This window comes from Pseudomonas sp. 05N36, from assembly GCF_056397385.1.
The window spans coordinates 1-365 of record NZ_JBFTNH010000081.1 but is presented as its reverse complement, the minus strand read 5'-3'; the positions used below and the strand labels follow the sequence as shown (position 1 = coordinate 365).

Here is a 365-nt window from a genome sequence, read left to right as displayed (position 1 = left end):
TTGGTGAAACCGCTGACCGCCTCGGAGAAGGTGATGGTCACCAGCGAGGTGTCGCCAATCTTCAGCGCGTTGTCGGCAACGATGATGGTCGCCGTCGGACGCACGGTGTCGATGGTGAAGTTGGCGGAATCGGTGGTGCCGCTACCGGCGTTACCGGCCAGATCGGCGACGCCGGTGTTAGCCAGGGTGATCAGGTTGGTGGTGTCTTTTATGCCCGCAGTCGGGGTGAAGGTGGCGGTCCAGGTGATCCCGCCATCACTGGAACTGACGCTGGTCAGGGTGCCGTTGGGCACGCTGAGGTCACTGTTGTCGAAACCGGTGACTGCCTCGGAGAAGGTAATGGTCACCAGCGATGTCTGCCCGGC

General features: G+C 62.2%; 1 protein-coding gene. It reads right to left on the bottom strand.

All coding sequences use genetic code 11. The features are described 5' to 3' along the window. On the bottom strand, positions 1-365 hold a 365-nt coding region (locus AC1DIH_RS28245), incomplete at both ends, for an Ig-like domain-containing protein (protein WP_477774103.1).